Source organism: Bacillus sp. EKM420B, from assembly GCF_011065565.1.
Taxonomy (GTDB): Bacteria; Bacillota; Bacilli; order Bacillales; family Bacillaceae; genus Bacillus; species Bacillus velezensis.
In genome coordinates, this window is sequence record NZ_JAAMNX010000004.1 from 148,854 (window position 1) to 164,599 (window position 15,746).

A 15,746-nucleotide genomic window follows, 5' to 3' on the forward strand; every position below is an offset into this window, starting at 1 on the left:
TTTTCCGCTCCATTTCTCAACAAAACGTGTTACACTTTTCTCGTATGCAAGAATTGAGGTGTCCATTTTAATGAACAAACAACGGTTCGTTGTCATAGATGTCGAAACAACAGGAAATTCGCCGAAAAAGGGCGATAAAATCATTCAAATCGCAGCGGTTGTCATTGAAAATGGACAAATAACTGAGCGGTTTTCAAAATATATCAATCCGAAGCAGGCCATCCCGCCGTTTATTGAACAGCTGACCGGAATTTCGTCCGGAATGGTTGAAAATGAACTGCCGTTTGAAGCGGTCGCAGAGGAGATTTTTCATCTGCTTGACGGCGCGTATTTTGTTGCCCACAATATTCATTTCGACCTCGGATTTGTCCGGCATGAACTGAGCGAAGCGGGCTATGAGCTGCCGGATTGTGAAGTGCTTGATACGGTTGAGCTTTCGCGTATTGTTTTCCCGGGGTTTGAAGGATATAAGCTCGGTGAGTTGTGCGCGGAGCTGAATATTGTTCATGACCGCCCTCACCGCGCAGACAGCGATGCGGAGGTTACGGGACTGGTCTTTTTAGACATTTTACATAAACTGAAACATTTGCCTTTACCGACGTTAAAGCAGCTTAGAAGGCTTTCACAGCATTTTATCAGCGATTTGACGCTGCTTTTGGATTCCTTTATACATGAAAGCAGGCCGGCGGAAGAAAAGAGCTGCATTCCATACGCCTCTTTTTCAATTAAAGAGCCCGATCAAATTCCGGTTTCCCGTCCGGTGAATGCGGCCATTGACCTTGAAAAGTGGAACGAAGAAAAAGAACAGATCTTGTCCGGCATCATCCCCCGCTATGAAAAGCGGAAAGGACAGCTTTCGATGATGGATGAAGTGCTTGGCGCCTTCCGCAATCGGGAGCATGCGCTGATTGAAGCGGCGCCCGGCATCGGAAAAACGATCGGTTATCTCGTTCCGGCTGTTTTATTTGCCAAAGCGGAACAAACTCCCGTCATTATCAGCACGTACTCTACTCTTTTGCAGCAGCAGATCATGTCTAAAGATCTTCCGCTTTTGGAGCGTATGTTTCCTTGGCCGGTCAAAGCCGCTATTTTAAAAGGGAGATCACATTATCTGTGCCTGCCGAAGTTTGAACATATTCTGCATGAGGAAGATGACAACTATGATGCCGTTTTGACGAAAGCGCAGCTTCTCGTCTGGCTGACGGAGACTGAAACGGGCGACGCCGCTGAGCTGAATCTTCCATCAGGCGGCAGATTGCTGTGGGAGCGCATGGCTTACGATGAGAATTCTTTTATGAAAAAAGGGAAGGACTCGGCTGCCGGGTTTTATGAACGGGCTAAAGAAAAAGCGCAGGCCGCAGATCTGATTATCACAAACCATGCTTTGCTGTTTTCAGATCAAAGCAGTGAAACGAAAAAACTGCCTGCAAGCGGAACGGTCATCATTGATGAAGCGCATCATTTCGAACGCGCCGCCAGCGAGCACCTGGGGAAGAGAGCTTCATACATCGGTCTGCACACAAAGCTCAGCCGAATCGGGACCTTAAAGGAACACGGACTGTTAAAGCGGATGAGAAAACTGTTTTATACGTATGAACTGCCGGCGGAAAGTTTTTTTGACGCCGATGAGTGGATGAAGCATATTCAATCGGAAAGCGACGCATTTTTCAGTTCAGTGCATTCTTTTGTCAAACGAAGAAAACCTAAAGACGATCTGAACCGTCTCGTCTATAGTCTCAATCATAAAAGCCAGGATAAAGGGTTTCACATGATAACGGACGGAGCGGAGCGGCTTTGTGCGATGCTGGATCAGCTGCTTGACATGTTTTCCGTACAGGAGAAACTGTTACATCAAAAGCTTGATCAGATGAAAAGCGGAGCGGCTTTTTTAGCGGGCGAATATGTAAAGTGTATCAGGGGGCTGAAAGAATATCGCGATACGTTCAGCAGGCTGCTGTTTGAAAATGATGAGAAAGAAGCCGTTTGGGTTGAAATTGATGCGAAGGGCGCAAAAAATGCCGTCAGCATCTATGCGCAGCCTTTGGAGCCCGGTGAAATGCTGGCAGACCAGTTTTTCGCCCGCAAAAAAAGCGTTGTGCTCACATCAGCGACCTTAATGGTGGAGCAGTCTTTTCAATTTATGATTGAAAGGCTCGGACTTTCGGATTTTTATCCGCGCACCAAAAGCATCCCGTCTCCTTTTTCTTACGATGATCAGATGAACGTCATCATTCCGAAAGAGATGAAATCCGTTAAATATGACGGGGAGCGGGAAGTCATTGAGCATATTGCCAAGTATGCAGAAATCATGTCAAAGGGAAAACAGCCGAAGATCCTTGTCCTGTTTACCTCTCATGATATGCTGAAAAAAGTGTATCAGGAACTGAAACTCAGTATGGAGATCTCAGGCATTCAGCTTCTCGCCCAAGGTATTTCAGGCGGGAGTCCCGGTAAATTAATGAAAACCTTTAAAACGGCAAGCCGGGCGATTTTGCTCGGGACGAATCATTTCTGGGAAGGCGTTGATTTTCCGGGGGATGAATTGTCAACCGTCATGATCGCAAGACTTCCTTTCAGGGCGCCTGATAATCCGCTTCACGCCGCAAAATGCGAATTTGCCAAGAAGCAGGGGAAAAATCCGTTTCAGACGATTTCCCTGCCTGAGGCCGTGTTAACGTTCAGACAGGGGATCGGGCGCCTGCTCCGTACGGCGGGAGACAAGGGAACGATCGTTCTTTTAGATCAGCGTGTAAAGACGGCGGGATACGGACGGCTGTTTCTTGAAGCGCTCCCGACTTCATCCCTTTTGGAGCTGACGGATGCCGAACTCGGGGCTTATGTCAGCCAAACGGAATAAAAGCCGCATAAACGCGGCTTTCGTGGTGTGGGATGAGGAATTGTTTTTATAGTAAAAGCGGGTTCATGCCGCCTTGTGATTTTATTATGCCGCGGGCGCATCCCGTTATGACTAACAAAATTTGTTCGACCGATGGAGGGTATAAAAATGGAAAGCAAAATTGAAATTCTGTCAACGATTAATGTGGAGCATTCAGATGATTTATATAAAATCGTCGATACATTAAACCGGACTTTGAAACGGGACAACCTGATGTTCGGCCTTGCGCTCGACGAAGAAAATCAAAATGAAGCGGTCTTCACCATTTATCGCACATAGGTGAAAAAGATGAGAAAAAAAGCATTAATATTTACAGCCGTATTTGGTATTATTTTTTTAGCAGTTCTTTTATTTTCGGCCAGCATTTTTAAATCTGCAATGGCTCAAAAAGAAGAAGGCCACGAAACAGCTGCCGCAGCCGCTAAAGAAAAAACGAATCTGACAGATGCTGAGAAAGTGGAGACCTTTGTCGGCAAACAGAAATATTATGTTGTTACCGGAACGGATAAACATGGAAAAGATATGTATGTATGGGTTCCGGCCGACAAAAAAGCAAAAATTCTCTCAAAAAAAGCCAGTGACGGCATTTCAAGCGGCAAGGCTGCCAAGATTGTTCGGGACGAAGGGCTTGTTTCCAAGCTGAATGGTGTTCACCCGGCGAGAGAAAACAATGTTCCGTTATGGGAAGTGACCTATATCAACAAAAGCGGGCAGTATAGCTTTAGCTATGTGGACTTTACAAGCGGCAAGATTCTCAAAAACATCACACCGTGAGACGTATTAGGGGGAGTTCAAGTTGAAATTGGCAAAAAGAGTATCCGCATTAACACCGTCTGCAACACTTGCAATTACTGCAAAAGCGAAAGAGCTGAAAGCAGAAGGCCATGATGTCATCGGCCTCGGAGCAGGAGAACCGGATTTTAATACGCCTCAGCACATTATAGATGCCGCGGTGCGTTCCATGAATGAAGGCCACACAAAATATACGCCTTCAGGCGGTCTGCCGGCCTTGAAAGACAGTATCGCAAAAAAATTCAAAAACGATCAGGGGATTGAATATAAGCCGTCAGAAATCATTGTCTGCACCGGAGCGAAACACGCTCTGTATACATTATTTCAGGTCATTCTCGATGAAGGGGATGAAGTGATTATACCGACTCCTTACTGGGTCAGCTATCCTGAGCAGGTGAAACTGGCAGGGGGGCGTCCCGTCTATGCAGAAGGGCTGGAATCCAATCAGTTTAAAATTTCACCGGAGCAGCTGAAGCAGGCTATCACCGAGAAAACAAAAGCGCTCATTATCAATTCACCGAGCAACCCGACAGGTGTTATGTATACGAAAGAAGAGCTTGCGGAACTCGGAAAAGTGTGTCTGGAGCATGGCATTCTGATCGTTTCTGACGAGATTTATGAGAAGCTTACATACGGAGGAAAAAAACACGTCTCAATCGCACAGCTTTCAAGTGAATTGAAAGAGCAGACGATCATCATTAACGGCGTTTCGAAATCTCACAGCATGACGGGCTGGAGGATCGGCTATGCAGCGGGTTCGGAGACGATTATTAAAGCGATGACGAGCCTTGCAAGCCACAGCACATCAAATCCGACGTCCATCGCTCAATACGGCGCCATTGCGGCCTATAACGGGCCGGCTGAGCCGCTGGAAGAGATGAGACAGGCATTTGAGCACAGACTGAATACCATTTACGCTCAGATCAGTGAGATTCCCGGATTCACCTGTGTCAAACCTGAAGGAGCGTTTTACTTGTTCCCTAACGCCAAAGCGGCCGCAGAAAACTGCGGATTCAAAGATGTCGATGAATACGTCAAGGCGCTTCTGGAAGAAGAAAAAGTCGCCATCGTGCCGGGCTCGGGTTTCGGTTCACCGGACAACGTCCGCTTATCTTACGCAACGTCACTCGATCTTTTAGAAGAAGCGGTCAAGAGAATCCGCCGCTTTACGGAAAAACACAGCTGATTCTGAAAAAGCGGCTTTTAAAGCCGCTTTTCACTTGCATTGACCCCGTTAGAGTAGAACGGGTATAATAAAGTGATGAAAAAAGAGATTCAGGCAGATTCCTGAATGTCTTTCTTGTTCTGGAGGGAAAGAGTTTGAAAACAACAATCAACCAAGTGTATAAACACACAGGCGAGGAAGTAACGATTGGAGCTTGGGTCGCTAATAAACGCTCAAGCGGTAAAATCGCATTTTTACAGCTGAGAGACGGTACCGGCTTCATTCAGGGAGTTGTCGTCAAAGCTGAAGTAGAAGAAGACATCTTCCAAATTGCGAAATCAGTGACGCAGGAAACGTCACTTTATGTAAAAGGAATTGTGAAAGAGGACGAGCGTTCACCGCTTGGCTATGAGCTTGCTGTTACATCCATTGAAGTCATTCACGAAGCGACTGATTATCCGATTACGCCTAAAGAACACGGTACGGAATTCTTAATGGATCACAGACATTTATGGCTCCGTTCGAAACGCCAGCATGCAATTATGAAAATCCGCAACGAAATCATCCGTGCGACTTATGAATTTTTCAACAAAGAAGGCTTCGTGAAAGTTGATCCGCCGATTTTGACGGGAAGCGCTCCCGAAGGCACGACTGAGCTGTTCGCGACGAAATATTTTGATGAAGACGCCTTCTTGTCTCAAAGTGGCCAGCTGTATATGGAAGCAGCTGCAATGGCGCTCGGAAAAGTATTCTCTTTCGGACCGACGTTCAGAGCGGAAAAATCGAAAACGAAACGCCATCTCATCGAATTCTGGATGATTGAGCCTGAAATGGCATTTGTTGAATTTGAAGAAAACCTTGAAGTTCAGGAGAATTATGTTGCATACATCGTACAAAGTGTGCTGGAACATTGTAAGATCGAGCTGAACACATTAGGAAGAGACACATCGAAGCTTGAACAAATCAAAGCGCCATTCCCGCGCATTACGTACGATAAAGCGATCGAATTCCTGAAAGAAAAAGGCTTTGACGATATTGAGTGGGGAGATGACTTCGGTGCGCCGCATGAAACAGCGATCGCAGAAAGCTATGACAAACCGGTGTTTATCACTCATTACCCGACGTCATTAAAACCGTTCTATATGCAGCCTGCCAAAGATCGTGACGATGTCGTGTTATGTGCCGACTTAATCGCTCCGGAAGGCTACGGCGAAATCATCGGCGGTTCAGAACGCGTTCATGATATGGATTTATTGGAAGAAAGATTAAAAGAACACGGTCTGGATTCAGATGCTTACAAATGGTATGCTGAACTCAGACAATACGGTTCTGTTCCGCACTCCGGCTTCGGCCTCGGACTTGAGCGGACAGTGGCTTGGATCAGCGGAGCGCCTCACGTGCGTGAAACGATTCCGTTCCCGAGACTTCTGAACCGTCTGTATCCGTAATAGTTATGAAAAACGAAGTCTCCTGCAAGGGAGACTTTTTCTAAGTAAAGGGGAAAGCTCCCGGAGATAACCTTTTACAGTAAGAGGTGTAAGGATGAAAAAACAGCAATTTATAGATATGCAGGAACTCGGCATTTCAAGCATTCCCAACCTGCTGCTGACACATTACCGGCAGCTCGGGCTGAATGAAACCGAATTGATCCTGCTTTTGAAGATTAAAATGCATTTGGAAAAGGGCTCTTATTTTCCGACGCCGTTTGAACTTCAATCAGGCATGTCCATCTCTGCTGAAGAATGTACAAGCTGCCTGAGAATGTTTATTCAAAAAGGTTTTCTGTTTATTGAAGAATGTGAAGACCATAACGGCATAAAGTTTGAAAAATATTCTCTGCAGCCGTTATGGGCGAAGCTGTATGATTACATGCAGCATTCTCAAAATGAAACGCAGGAAAGAACGTCAGAAAGAGAACAAAAAAGCCTGTATACCATCTTTGAAGAAGAGTTCGGAAGACCGCTGTCGCCGCTTGAATGCGAGACGCTGGCCATATGGCAGGATCAGGATCAGCATGATGCGATTCTGATTAAACACGCCTTAAAAGAAGCCGTTTTATCGGGGAAACTCAGTTTTCGCTATATTGACCGGATTTTATTTGAATGGAAAAAGAACGGCTTCAAAACGGTTGAGCAGGCGAAGGCGCACAGCCAAAAATTCCGGCGTGTTCAAACGAAACAGAATGATCCGCAAAAAGAGTATACGAGGCAGGTGCCTTTTTACAATTGGCTGGAACAATAACATGAGAAGGGGAGAAACGTGTTAAATTTAAAGCAGATTGAATATTGTCTTGAAAAAATCGGCGATATGTTTCCGCACGCAGAATGTGAACTTGTCCATTCAAATCCTTTCGAATTGGTTGTGGCAGTCGCATTATCCGCGCAATGTACGGACGCTCTCGTCAACAGAGTGACAAAAACGCTATTTCAAAAATATAAACGGCCCGAAGATTATCTTGCCGTATCGCTGGAAGAACTCCAGCAGGATATTAAATCAATCGGTCTGTACCGTAATAAAGCCAAAAATATTCAAAAGCTGAGCAAAATGATCATCGAAGAGTACGGCGGAGAAGTGCCGAAAGACCGGGATGAGCTTGTGAAGCTGCCGGGTGTCGGACGGAAAACGGCAAATGTGGTCGTGTCTGTTGCTTTCGGCGTACCTGCGATCGCAGTAGACACTCATGTGGAACGGGTCTCTAAACGGCTCGGCATCTGCCGCTGGAAGGACTCTGTTTTGGAAGTAGAGAAAACATTAATGAAAAAAGTGCCGAAAGAGGATTGGTCTGTTACGCATCACAGATTAATATTTTTCGGCCGGTATCACTGTAAAGCGCAATCTCCCCGCTGTGCGGAATGTCCTTTGCTTCCGCTATGCAGAGAAGGGCAGAAGCGTGACAAAAAAGGGCTGGTGAAACGGTGACGGCGATTGACATTCTGGCAGGCTATGAAACATACCTGCGCCGCCTTACGGACTTGGAAAGCTTCGAGATCAAAGCGGCGCTGCGCCGCCATCCGCTGTATATGGATTTCAGCGGTCAGCCAACAGTGCAGCCATGGAGGGAAAGGGGCGAATATGTCCCGTTTCTGTTTCAGATTTGGAATGAAACGAAAGAAACGCTGCTTCCCGTTTTTCAAACAAGAAAATCGAGATGTGATCAAAATGACATGCTGAAGGGAATAGCCTGTCTGATTGCCGCTTTTCATTGGACGGCAGGGGAGCGGGTCACATCACTCGACTGGACTGTGCTTGAAACAAAGCATTTTCCCGCCGAACCGATCAATTGGGCGGAGCGAATGGCGTTTATTTTAACAAAACCGACTCAATTTCACTCGTTTATTCAGCTGGATGAATTGATGACGGAGATGAAGAAACAATATCATAAATATGAAGCCATGAACAAATGTTAAAAACCTCCTTTTCTTATAAGGAGGTTTTTTTGTATGAAAAAAATCCTTCACCTGTTTGAGGTGAAGGATTTCGTCCGCTAATGAGCGGGATTTGACTGGATGGTTGACGAATTGGACTGCCCGTTGATATTTGAAGATGAGTCTTGGTTTTTGTCCGTTTGACCGCTGTCAGGTTTATTTGAGCCGTCTGAACCGGAATCGGAATCATTATCAGAGCCGTTATCTTGCTGTCCGTTGTTATCGGTCCCGTTGCCGGGCTGATTCTGATTGTTGTTATCTGTTTGATCCTTATCGGATTGATCCTGATTTTTATCCGGGTCATCAGTTGGTGTTTGATCTGATCCGTCAGACGTATCTGTCTGATCGTCATCTTTGTTTGAATCATCGGTTTGCGTCTTGTCCTTATCTTTATCTTCATCAGTCTTCTGTTCATCGTCAGTCGCTTTATCTTTATCCGCATCGTCTTCTTCATCTTTCGGGACTTTGAAAGATGCTGATGCCGTATCGCTTTTTCCGTCATCATTTTCCGCTGTCACCTGGAAGCTGTATGTGGAGCCTGGCGTGACATCTGAGACGACGGCTTCTTTTGCCGAACTGTTTTGAATGTCACTGTAGCTTCCGCCGTCAACGGATTGTTTGACATTGAATGTTGCATCACCGTCATAATTCCAGCTTAAGGTTAATGATTTTTTATCTTTGTCGTATTTCACTTGCAATCCTGTCGGTTTATCGGCTTTTTCTTTCGTGTACGTTTTAGAAACGGCAGTTGGCTGCGTTCCTTTCACGAAGTACTCCGTCACTTTTTTATCATCCGGCGTATTCGGTCCGGCTAAAGCGGCAGGATTCGAGCCTTTCTCAACTGTTTCTTTTACGACGCTGTCAGGCTGCTTGAAGCTTCCTTTACCGTCATCAACGTATGAGATCAGCTTTTGGAAAATCCGTTTTGCGACTTGCTGGTCTGCAGAGGACAGTGATTTCTTGCCTGCTTTGTTGCCAGATTCTACACCAGTCCAAACCGCCGCTGTATATTGAGGGGTGTATCCGACAAACCAGGAGTCCGGAACTCCGCCTGGAGCAATGTTATATTTTTGAATATCACCTTTAGTAAAGTTTGTCGTACCCGTTTTACCGGCAACTTCTACGTTCGGCACCTGAGCCAGCTTACCTGTTCCTGTTTGAACCGCTGATTTGAGCATATCTGTAATCATAAACGCTGTGTAGTCGCTCATAGCACTTTTCGGTTTCGGTGTTAAATCAAGCTTAGTGCCGTCATTAAATTCAATCGATGTGACCGCGTGCGGTTCATTGTACGTACCGTTATTTCCGAAAGCGCTGTAGGCGCCTGCCATTGTCATAGGGGAAACCCCCGGATTATCAGCTCCAAAACCGCCGATCGAATAAGATTCCGTTACACTATCCTTGTTTAATCCCAATCCTAAGTCATTTGCGAAGTCGACGGCATTATCTTTCCCTGCTGCTTGGTATGCTTTTAAAGCAGGAATATTACGTGAATCCGCGAGGGCTTCTCGCATTGATATCATATTTCTGTATTTATTGTCCCAATCATGTATCGGAGTGCCGTCAGAGTACGTGTAAGCCGAATCGTCAATCTGCTCATACGTCGACCATTTTTTATTTTCAATGACAGGCCCGTAATCAAGAATCGGTTTAATCGTCGAACCTGGCTGGCGTTGAGTATCTGTCGCGTAGTTAAACCCGCCTGCAGTTCTATTCCGTCCCGGTCCGATGGCGCGGATTTCTCCGTTTGTCGTATCAAGGAGGGTAACGCCGCCCTGCATGCCTTCGGTAAAGCCGGCCGTGTCTCCGTTCATCAATTGATCAAGATAATCTTGTGCTTTCGTATCAAGAGTCGTGTAAATTTTCAGTCCGTCAGTTGAAATATTGACGTCTTTCTTTTCTTTTGTCTCAATTTCTTTCATAACTTCTTCGACAAAAGCGCTGTATTTATTTGTGTCCTTTTTATCGTATTCCTTTTGGCTGACGACGCCTTCATCTTTCATGGACACTTTCTTCGCTTTTTGGTATTCAGAATTTGAAATGAATCCTTGTTTTTCCATTAAGCTGAGAACGATGTTTCGGCGTTTTTCGGAAGCCTTCGGGTTTTTAACCGGGTTATATCCGGTCGGGCTTTGCGGCATTCCGGCAAGCGTCGCCGCCTGTTCAACCGTAAGCTTGCTCAAGTCTTTTACGCCGAAGAATTCTTCAGCCGCTTTTCCGACGCCGTAGGCGCGCGGTGAGAAATAAATTCTGTTTAAATACATTTCTAAGATTTCATCTTTAGAATAATGGCGCTCCAGCTGCAGGGAAAGCCACACTTCCTGTGCTTTCCGTTTAATCGTTTTCTGATGGGTTAAAAGCGAGTTTTTCACAACCTGCTGGGTGATTGTGCTTCCTCCCTCTGAACCGAACCCATCCGTAAAGTTGGCGACCAAAGCGCCTCCGATCCGAATCGGGTCTATACCGTGGTGCTTATAAAAACGGGCGTCTTCAGTTGCGATAAATGCTTCTTTCACAACATCGGGTATATCCTTAATCGGGACGTAGGTTCGTTTTTCACCGCCCACTTCCGCGATTTCTTTTCCGTTTTTATCGTAAATCGTTGAAGAGTAAGGCGTTTTCAGCTTGGCTTCATCCAAAGACGGCGCGCCGGAAACCAAAACGGCAAATGCCGCGGCTCCGCCGACTATGCCAAGGACAAACAGAATAACCAAGGACAGCACAATCTTTTTGAATAAACCGCCTTTACGCTGTTTCTTGCCTTTTTTCGGTGAAGAGGGCTTAGTGCTTTTCGTCTGCCTTGCCTTACGGCGTTCTTCACGGCTCGTAAATTGATCTGACATAACATCTCAACCTTTCGTTTATCAACCTTTCGCTCAGTCTACTGTTCCTGCGAAAAATAAAGCTGTTCAATAATACTAATATAATCAATTCTCGGTGAGTATCCAAGGGAAATCGGAAAGGAAGCATCTTCTAATTCGTCTTTGCGAATTGATTTTCTGCCGTTCTTCTCCTTTCTCTCCCAAAAGACAAACAGCTTGTCGGCTTCGAGGAAATAAACCTTTCCGAAAGCGGATATAATAACAAAACAAATGCCGTCTTGCCTGACCACCTGCTTCATATGCTCAATCTGATGATCATGAAAATTCTGCAGGGGAAATGCCGTTTTGTTTTTTGTTTCTTTTGCCTCGAAATCAATGTAGCGTCCTTTATAAATGCCGTTGTAGTCAGTTGTTGAAGACTGTTTAAAATAAGCTTCCTTAATGACTGCGGCGCTTCTTTTCGGATAGTGGACGTTTACAATCTGGACGGGTGTCGGCTTTTTGTGAATGACAGCAATTTGGTTAGCCAGATAATACTTATTCGTTTCATTCAGGTCGTCTTCGAGGGTCATGCCGCGATTACTGTATGAATGAGACCGTTTCTGGCTGTTTTGGGATGAAACCGTTTTGTTCGGCTGAAAAGTTTTTCCATTCGGGTACCGAATCACTTTTTCCATCCTCCTTATCAAACTAATAGTGACGGAAGTGAATGAACGTGCATAAACGACAGACCGTAACCGCCATTCTTCGCCTGATCGAAAAAGAGACGAAAATAAAAAATGCCGATAATATTTCCCGGACGAATGCCTATAAAGCATATTATGACCGCCATCCTGAGATCAAGTGGCCGCTTTTGGCATCCTTTGTGTCCCGCAATGCGGGCTGGTCGATGACTGATTTAAGAGGCGTCCTTTATCAGGAGGGCCTTGACAGCAGTCAGAAAAACTGGTTTTTCCTTTCGTATGAAAGGGCGAATTGGCTGATTTTTTCTGATGCCTATCCTCAGCTTCTGGTCTACCAGTGGTCAAAACAAATCGGCGAACCTCTTTTCCGTCATCTTCCTCATTTCCGCGTCTCGGCTTTTATGCAGGAAGAATGGTTCCGCTTTTGGCGTGACGGAGATACGGAACGGCTCATGTATGCTCTTATTATAAATGAACAAAACACTATCCAAGCACCTATTATACAAAATCCTTCGTTTAAAAAGAATGTTTTTGGCACGATTCCTTTTTATTTAAGTGATTGGTTTCACTTTAATACGGTGATATTCCCTTCATTTGACGGACATTTATACGGAATTTCCGTCAAACGGTTTTCAAAAACCGAAGAGAGAATTACGCTCGGAAAACAGCTGGCCCGCCTTCTGTTCAGCCCTGATCTTCACGCTTCTTTTTACCGTTTTCTTGATACCGTTCCTCATACCGGTTCACGCTTTGATATGGAGAAAATGATCGGCATCAAAAAAAGAACATCACCCATGCTGAGGACAACCTATCCCATTGTTGCCCACTCATTAGACGGCGAAAGGGCGGATTGGTTTCAAAAAAGGTTAAGAAAAGGGGCTTTCTTACAGGAGAAAATGCCGAAACAGCTTGAACTGACGGACTGGTACTTCCAGAAAAGACGGGAGCTCCATGCGCTCTTCGCGGTTAAAGAGTGGCTGAAGAAATGAAAAAGCCCGAAACCGTTCGATGGGGTTTCGGGCTGCTGGTGTGTTACGTGGAAGGGCGGTTTGGGCCGCCTAATTTTTTATCAAGCGTATCAGTTGTTTTTGCTTCGGTTTTTTGCTGTTTACCTGCATTTTTCGGTCTCGTTTTCATACGGCACCTCCTCAACTGTATCGTTTGCATTAACGTGCCGGTTCATACAAAGTTTGCGGCACTTTTTTGTCGAAAGGCACGCCTTTTAGGATAATCTCTGTTTGTTTGCCGAACTGCTTCTAGTTTTGTCATGTGCAGAGGAGAGCGGTATGAAAACGAGAATTATATTTGAAAGAGACGCAAGTGATAAAAGGGAGGAACATGAATGTCTGTTTACACGAGCAAGGCTGATATTCTCCGTCTGCTTTCTGATATTGAAATCCGGATTTCTGCTGCTGAAAAAACGCTTACCCAAGCAGTCAGATCCTGTAAGGCGGAAGCTGAAGAAATCAGACAGGAGAAACTTTCCCGTCTTGAGGAAGAGGCGCGGGAGCTTCATGTTTGTATTGATGACCTGTTTTTGACTGACCGGCGTAAAAAGGATTTGCCGAGAGCCTGCCGGATAAGCTGATTTTGTGCAAAAACTTTGGTACCATATGTACTGAGGTGAGTCCGTTTGCAGACACAGTCGTTATTGGAGCTGACAGAACAAATGATAGAGGCGGTTCTGGAAGCCGAAAAAAGGTATCAGGATGGAAAAGAGTCAGGCCGTTCATATGATTTTTTTGAGACGATTAAACCCGATGTTGAAAAAAGAGACCGGCTTTGCGCGCTTTGGACAGAAGCAGCGCTTGCGTTTATTCAGGAAAACCGTCCGAAATACGTTCATCACGCACAAATTCAGGCCGTTACAGAAAATTTCGGGGAGCTGATGCTCCAATCATATGTTCATCATATTCATAAAAAAAGATACAGGGATTTAACTGAATCTGTTTTATATACGCTTCGTATATTAAGGGATGAAATTGAAAAAGAAGGCAGCTGAAAACGGCTGCCTTCTTTTATATAAAGGGGTCGGGTATGTTATTCATACGCCGGGTTTTCTGCTCCACTTGCTTCGAGAACCTTCATACTGTTTCGAAATTCGGTTGCGGTGAGATGGCCTTGAATATAGAGAAATTTTGCAAAGTCCATCAGTTTATCTGCACAATCTGTTTCATATTTTTTCACTTCAGCAAAACGCTTTCTTAAGTATGATACGTTCATAATGGTGCATCCCCTCTCATGTATGTTGAGATTATGTTAACATAACGATTCGACTTTTTTCTGTTTTTAAAAAATTAAGACTTTCGACAGCATTTGACAAAGATCAGAATCACCGAAAGCACATAACCAAGGCGGAATTCATACATATATAGTAGAAACTTAGTGAGAGACAAGGGGGAATGTCATATGCAATGGAGAGCGCAGCCATATCAAAATATGTACCAGCAGCCGGCGGGATATTTCTACCCGCAGCAGATACAGCCATTACAGCCGCCGTATCCGCAGCAGATACAGCCATTGCAGCAGCCGCCATATCATCAGCAAGGGCAGTACCCGCAGCAATTTTATCCGAATCAGGAATACGGTCATATGCAGCCGCCGTATGCTCCCGCTCCTCCTCAGGCAGGCATGCCCGGGGGCCAGCCGGAGTTTGTGAATCCTTACCCCGTTCCCAGACCGAATCAGCAGCAGTCTTCTCAATTCTCAGGCATACTCTCCCAGTTTAAAAAAACGAACGGACAGTTTGACTTTAATAAAATGATAGATACAACGGGGCAGATGGTAAGCGCCGTAAATCAGGTCGGATCGCTGGTGAAAGGCTTCACCAGTATCTTTAAATAAAAAGCATGAATGATATTTATCATTCATGCTTATTTTTTAGGGAAAAAGAGGGTAAGCGTCTGTTCATTCCAGGATGTTTCCATATCTTCTTCACTTACCTTATACGGGAGGACTACGGTTCTTGTCATGCTTGAAGACACATGGGATGAATGAGCCTGTTTATGATCGTAGCGGATTGTAACGTGAAGGTAGCACCCTTTCGTTTCCACCAGCATATCCCCGTCACGGAACGTCTCGGGAACGCCGATATCAACCGCGAGACCCGTCGGCTCTTCTCTGACGTCAATCGTCACTTGCGCTTCAGTAAAAGCCGAATTGACAAGGTGCTGAAAACCCTGCATCAATTCTGCGAAGGGACCTGAGTGAAAAAATTGGTCCATCGCATGGCTGATGATGTTCTCATTTCTTTGCGGATCAAGTTTATCGTTTTGTGATTGATCCATATGACCACCGCCTTTTTACAAACAGACTATGCGATGTTATGCCGTATGGTTAAGAATTGAAGGAAAAAAGAAAGTATGGTTAAATAGTGGAGAATAAACTGGTAACGGATTCACATTTAGGAAGGGGAGCACAACACATTGCTGAAAAAATTATTCGGATTGGGAGACAGCCGGAAAAAGCCGGCCGAGGAAGTGATTTTTTCTCCGGCTGACGGAGCAGTGATGGATTTGGCTTCAGTGCCGGATCCCGTATTTTCACAAAAAATGATGGGGGACGGGATCGCCGTCGAGCCTGCAAACGGAGACATTGTTTCACCGGTTGAGGGAGAAGTGATTCAGCTGTTCCATACAAAACATGCTGTCGGCATCCGCACCCTTTCCGGAGCGGAACTTTTGATACATGTCGGTTTGGATACCGTCAATATGAACGGCGAAGGCTTTGAAGCGCATGTAAAAGAAGGAGACAAAGTGAAAACAGGCGATCTGCTTTTAACGTGCCGGCTGGATTTAATAAAAGAAAAAGCAAGCAGCACCGTCATCCCTATGGTGATTATGAATGGCGATGCCGCAGAACCTTTGCAATTTGCAGGCGCAAATGAAGCGAAAAAAGGACAAACAGAGCTATTTACGATAAAAATGAAGTAGGCAGGGGCTGATTCCCTGCTTTTTTTCTTGT

The 15,746-nt window shown here is 45.3% G+C and carries 18 protein-coding genes; 13 read left to right on the forward strand and 5 right to left on the reverse strand.

What is annotated here, in order from left to right; genetic code table 11:
• Positions 1 to 70: 70 nt before the first annotated feature.
• The 8 genes from dinG to G9F48_RS13800 all read left to right on the forward strand — a co-directional run bounded on the left by dinG (position 71) and on the right by G9F48_RS13800 (position 8,260).
• Entirely contained in the window at positions 71 to 2,857 is a 2,787-nt protein-coding gene (dinG, locus tag G9F48_RS13765; protein WP_165409632.1) for an ATP-dependent DNA helicase DinG, read from the forward strand.
• Positions 2,858 to 3,004: 147 nt separating this feature from the next.
• Positions 3,005 to 3,175, forward strand: a complete 171-nt coding sequence (locus tag G9F48_RS13770) for a YpmA family protein (protein WP_003153512.1) — start codon at positions 3,005 to 3,007, stop codon at positions 3,173 to 3,175.
• Between the two features lie 9 nt (positions 3,176 to 3,184).
• On the forward strand, positions 3,185 to 3,670 hold the full coding sequence (tseB, locus tag G9F48_RS13775) for a cell wall elongation/penicillin-binding protein regulator TseB (RefSeq protein WP_014305291.1): 486 nt from the start codon (positions 3,185 to 3,187) through the stop codon (positions 3,668 to 3,670).
• A 22-nt stretch (positions 3,671 to 3,692) separates the two neighbouring features.
• Positions 3,693 to 4,874, forward strand: a complete 1,182-nt coding sequence (locus tag G9F48_RS13780) for a pyridoxal phosphate-dependent aminotransferase (protein ID WP_165409633.1) — start codon at positions 3,693 to 3,695, stop codon at positions 4,872 to 4,874.
• Between the two features lie 134 nt (positions 4,875 to 5,008).
• On the forward strand, positions 5,009 to 6,301 hold the full coding sequence (gene asnS / locus G9F48_RS13785; RefSeq protein ID WP_003153515.1) for an asparagine--tRNA ligase: 1,293 nt from the start codon (positions 5,009 to 5,011) through the stop codon (positions 6,299 to 6,301).
• Positions 6,302 to 6,395: 94 nt separating this feature from the next.
• Entirely contained in the window at positions 6,396 to 7,094 is a 699-nt protein-coding gene (gene dnaD, locus G9F48_RS13790; RefSeq protein WP_003153516.1) for a DNA replication protein DnaD, read from the forward strand.
• Positions 7,095 to 7,112: 18 nt separating this feature from the next.
• Complete coding sequence (nth, locus tag G9F48_RS13795) at positions 7,113 to 7,772, forward strand: endonuclease III (RefSeq protein WP_003153517.1); 660 nt, start codon at positions 7,113 to 7,115, stop codon at positions 7,770 to 7,772.
• Positions 7,769 to 8,260: a YpoC family protein gene (locus tag G9F48_RS13800; protein WP_165409634.1), complete on the forward strand. Its 492-nt coding sequence runs from the start codon at positions 7,769 to 7,771 to the stop codon at positions 8,258 to 8,260. The genes nth and G9F48_RS13800 overlap by 4 nt, the downstream gene beginning before the upstream one ends.
• Positions 8,261 to 8,337: 77 nt before the next feature.
• Here the strand turns inward: G9F48_RS13800 and G9F48_RS13805 are convergent, their stop codons facing one another.
• Together G9F48_RS13805 and recU are read right to left on the reverse strand one after the other, a co-directional pair.
• Positions 8,338 to 11,121, reverse strand: a complete 2,784-nt coding sequence (locus G9F48_RS13805; protein ID WP_165409635.1) for a PBP1A family penicillin-binding protein — start codon at positions 11,119 to 11,121, stop codon at positions 8,338 to 8,340.
• 38 nt (positions 11,122 to 11,159) lie between these two features.
• Positions 11,160 to 11,768 (reverse strand): Holliday junction resolvase RecU, encoded by a 609-nt coding sequence (gene recU / locus G9F48_RS13810; RefSeq protein WP_003153521.1) that lies wholly within the window; start codon positions 11,766 to 11,768, stop codon positions 11,160 to 11,162.
• A gap of 41 nt (positions 11,769 to 11,809) precedes the next feature.
• On the opposite strand from recU, the gene G9F48_RS13815 reads away from it, so the two are divergent.
• Complete coding sequence (locus tag G9F48_RS13815) at positions 11,810 to 12,772, forward strand: DUF2515 domain-containing protein (protein ID WP_032861546.1); 963 nt, start codon at positions 11,810 to 11,812, stop codon at positions 12,770 to 12,772.
• Positions 12,773 to 12,815: 43 nt separating this feature from the next.
• Here G9F48_RS13815 and sspM read toward each other — a convergent pair whose 3' ends face one another.
• The gene (gene sspM, locus G9F48_RS13820) at positions 12,816 to 12,920 is read right to left on the reverse strand and encodes an acid-soluble spore protein SspM (protein ID WP_003153525.1); all 105 of its coding nucleotides are present in this window, start codon (positions 12,918 to 12,920) and stop codon (positions 12,816 to 12,818) included.
• Positions 12,921 to 13,125: 205 nt separating this feature from the next.
• On the opposite strand from sspM, the gene G9F48_RS13825 reads away from it, so the two are divergent.
• Both G9F48_RS13825 and G9F48_RS13830 read left to right on the forward strand, forming a co-directional pair.
• On the forward strand, positions 13,126 to 13,371 hold the full coding sequence (locus tag G9F48_RS13825) for a DUF5446 family protein (protein WP_165409636.1): 246 nt from the start codon (positions 13,126 to 13,128) through the stop codon (positions 13,369 to 13,371).
• Between the two features lie 45 nt (positions 13,372 to 13,416).
• Positions 13,417 to 13,785 (forward strand): YppE family protein, encoded by a 369-nt coding sequence (locus G9F48_RS13830; RefSeq protein ID WP_003153529.1) that lies wholly within the window; start codon positions 13,417 to 13,419, stop codon positions 13,783 to 13,785.
• Positions 13,786 to 13,823: 38 nt separating this feature from the next.
• Here the strand turns inward: G9F48_RS13830 and G9F48_RS13835 are convergent, their stop codons facing one another.
• A complete protein-coding gene (locus G9F48_RS13835) occupies positions 13,824 to 14,006 on the reverse strand; it encodes a YppF family protein (protein WP_003153532.1) in 183 nt (60 codons plus the stop codon).
• A 186-nt stretch (positions 14,007 to 14,192) separates the two neighbouring features.
• On the opposite strand from G9F48_RS13835, the gene G9F48_RS13840 reads away from it, so the two are divergent.
• Positions 14,193 to 14,627, forward strand: coding sequence for a YppG family protein (locus G9F48_RS13840; RefSeq protein WP_156734873.1), 435 nt, complete (start codon positions 14,193 to 14,195; stop codon positions 14,625 to 14,627).
• A gap of 29 nt (positions 14,628 to 14,656) precedes the next feature.
• Here the strand turns inward: G9F48_RS13840 and G9F48_RS13845 are convergent, their stop codons facing one another.
• A complete protein-coding gene (locus G9F48_RS13845; protein WP_156734874.1) occupies positions 14,657 to 15,070 on the reverse strand; it encodes an Hsp20/alpha crystallin family protein in 414 nt (137 codons plus the stop codon).
• 138 nt (positions 15,071 to 15,208) lie between these two features.
• Between G9F48_RS13845 and G9F48_RS13850 the strand changes: the two genes are divergently transcribed.
• Positions 15,209 to 15,715 carry a PTS sugar transporter subunit IIA gene (locus G9F48_RS13850; protein ID WP_012117833.1) on the forward strand — a complete coding sequence of 169 codons (507 nt, stop codon included), beginning with the start codon at positions 15,209 to 15,211 and terminating at the stop codon, positions 15,713 to 15,715.
• The last annotated feature ends 31 nt before the right edge of the window (positions 15,716 to 15,746 follow it).